This window comes from Vibrio ordalii ATCC 33509, assembly GCA_000257205.1.
Taxonomy (GTDB): Bacteria; Pseudomonadota; Gammaproteobacteria; order Enterobacterales; family Vibrionaceae; genus Vibrio; species Vibrio ordalii.
Genome location: AEZC01000056.1, coordinates 1 through 3,020, shown reverse-complemented (window position 1 = coordinate 3,020; position 3,020 = coordinate 1). Strand labels below are relative to the sequence as shown.

Annotated in this window: 3 protein-coding genes; 1 reads left to right on the top strand and 2 read right to left on the bottom strand. The window is 41.0% G+C overall.

Annotated features, from left to right (window positions below; genetic code table 11):
* Nucleotides 1–41: 41 nt before the first annotated feature.
* Entirely contained in the window at nt 42–350 is a 309-nt protein-coding gene (locus VOR_RS0103765) for a thiamine-binding protein (RefSeq protein WP_029626873.1), read from the top strand.
* A 154-nt stretch (nt 351–504) separates the two neighbouring features.
* Here the strand turns inward: VOR_RS0103765 and VOR_RS0103760 are convergent, their stop codons facing one another.
* The gene (locus tag VOR_RS0103760) at nt 505–1,218 is read right to left on the bottom strand and encodes a Fic family protein (protein ID WP_010318399.1); all 714 of its coding nucleotides are present in this window, start codon (nt 1,216–1,218) and stop codon (nt 505–507) included.
* A gap of 193 nt (nt 1,219–1,411) precedes the next feature.
* Nucleotides 1,412–2,101 (bottom strand): DUF4145 domain-containing protein, encoded by a 690-nt coding sequence (locus tag VOR_RS0103755; protein WP_010318398.1) that lies wholly within the window; start codon nt 2,099–2,101, stop codon nt 1,412–1,414.
* Nucleotides 2,102–3,020: the final 919 nt, after the last annotated feature.

Genomic DNA, 3,020 nt, shown 5'->3' with positions numbered 1-3,020 from the left:
ATGTCAGCCCAAAAACCACTACTTCACTACTTAATGAGGTCATGCTCGCTTTCCAAGTTATCCCTAGACTTAAAGAGGGAAATAACTTTGAAGTCGTTGATAAAGCTATAGATGTTGTAAAAGCTTCAGGCGTACCTTTTCAGATCAGCGCAATGGAAACAACTATGAAAGGTGAACTAAACCAGTTACTCGAAGTCGTGAAAAATGCACAACAAGCTTGTTATGATGCTGGTGCTCTAGAAGTTATCACTAACATTAAAATTCACAGTAAAACCGAAGATGCTGTGGACACTTTTTGCACTTATGACAGAGGTGTAACCAAAGCCAATCACATGTTTGTAAGTAACTAACAATTTGCCGTCACTGTGCTTTTTGCGATGACGGCTAACGCCCGCCTAAGGGGCTGGCAACGCATAACACTAAACTCAATCACAACAACCGAAACCACCGCGGCTCAATGGGACTGGAAACGCCACGCGTTGACAGTCCCTCTTGAGGCGTTTGTTAGCCGATTTTCAGATCCAGTTTGAAATTACGGATGATTTTCTCATCCAAACAGCTTCGCAAAAACTTATTCATCGCTGTCATATCATTGGAGCTGTAAAAATCGAGCATCAGCGTATTAAACTCTTGTTGACGCTTTGCTTGAACATTGATGATCGGAAAACCATTAGCCAAAAGGATCCCATTCATCATAAAACGGCCAGTACGCTTATTGACGTCCCAAAAAAATTGGGCTCGGGCCATTTGTAAAAATACAGTGATCGCCTGATCGTAAATATCAGCCTCATTGCCTACTTGTTGCTCAACCTCAATCCACTTTGCATCCAACTCATCCGGAGCTGGAGGTTCATACTCAGAGCCCGTTATAGAAACATAACCCGAACGGAATTTTCCCCACTCCAATGCCTCTTCTTGCCCGGCGATGTTGTGAATTTTTAAGGCTATTTCTTTAGTAAATTTAAACTCTCCACGATCGACTAAAGCAAAGATAAATTCCCACGCTTTAGCTTGGTTCATGGCCATGTTTTGATCACTGATTCGATGACCACCGACAGTGATCCCATCAAGGATGGTTTGTACCTCTGGCAAAGTCATTGCAACACCTTCAAGGTTCACCGCATCATAAACCAGAGCAGGCACATCTCTTTTAGCAAGCTGCTTAGCCAAAGCTATATTTGGCTTCATATGCCAAGTGTTATCTGAAAATGCTGTCATAGCGATATTCTTCAATTTAAGTAAAACTAGGCCAAGTATACACTTGTGAGCAGACAAGGTGGTAGAAGTCGGCTAACGCCGCATTAAGGTGTGAGCAACGCTACCACAAAACCTAACCATACCACCGTAAACACAAAACCCAATGATTAGCACTAAAAATGCCAAGCGTTGGGAATCACTCTTAAATGCTTTGTTATGCCGTACCGAAAACTTGCGCTGTTTTTTGAGGTAGTACATAAACAATGTGAACAATATTATCGATAACATCAAAAGCTAGCTTGAGCTGCTCAATATCTTGTTTTTGAACATCATGCGCAGCGTTATTTCCTAAAACACGTAACTTTTGTAATATTTCCACACCGCTTTGGCTCAAAATATTGTTATCTTTTAGCTCGTTAATTTTGGTGAATAGATCCCGACCTGTTGTATTCTGGTCTTTGCATACAGTTTCGATAATAGCTCGAATCCCAATACCAGATATAACTGTGTGACCACTATTTAATGATTCCAATGTCTCATCATATATATGAATTAACTGAGGAGGTAACAAGTGCTTATCCCTTACACCATGTAAGCGTCCCTCAGGCTTGGGATAAATACTAACTCTTTGAACATAAACTCTCTCGTTTAATCGTTCATCGAACTCATAACTATCTTCATCTTCATAAGTTTTTCTGAAAGCAATATTGTCACACCCTAGACATCGAATTACTTCATATTGCTCTTTCCAACCGAAATAGTCCTCTGGCGTGTAGTAATCTTTTCCATCAACGCAACTACCAGATAAAACTTCATGGTTTCTATCGCCGTTACATGATGAGCAAGTAGCTTTTACTTGTTGACCAATATTTGTACTTCTTTTTACTTTAATCGACCTACTCAATTTTTACTCCTAAGGCATAACGCCCGGCTAAGGGGTTGACAACGCACCGCCGAACTTAAAAAACACACTTAAACACTGAACTGCAATTTTGCACTAAAGTCGCCACGCGTTGGCAATCCCTCTTGAGCCGTTTGTTATGCAAATTCAATGAGATAAACTGAATTTACACGACCAAAAGCCACAATTGCAATGGTTGAGTAATTCAAGAACCAACCGAAGCCAGAGCCGTGATAAATAAGCCGCCAAAACAAAGTCCACCTTTCAGCAACAAACCAAGCTTTTGGAACAGACAAGTTCAACGGGCGAAAAATTCAGCAAATGCGAAATAATCGATTAACTTGCCCTTTCCACACTTTGCACCCGCTAAATTCACAACACGCCAACGCCAAAACTGATTGAGGCAAACAAAGAAATTTACCTGTTTTACGGCTTGAGTTAACCACGAATTTGAGGGTAAAAATGCTCATTTGCCGACAACACAAAACGAATGGCCGGAGAAATCCAAAAGATTGAACCCCTAAATTTATCTGAGTTGCATAACGCCCGGCTAAGGGGTTGACAACGCACCGCCGAACTCAAAAAACACACTGTAAACGCTGAACTTCAATTTTGCACCAAAACCGCCAAGCGTTGGCAATCCCTCTTGAGCCGTTTGTTAACTGGCATTTTTGAGCTAACTATATTTCTAAGCTGCCTGTGCGGCAGTAAACGGAAACGAGTTCATACCAACCCAACGGCAAGGATTTCTAAGCTGCCTGTGCGGCAGTAAACTATGCGATACTAACGGTAACTTATTATGAATAAAAGGAATTAGCTCAAATTTCTGAAAATACCCTTTATTTCCCGCCTTATTTTTCACATTTAAAAATCAATGGGTTATAAGTTTACGAAAAAATAGGGTCAAATTGGCCACAGCCAG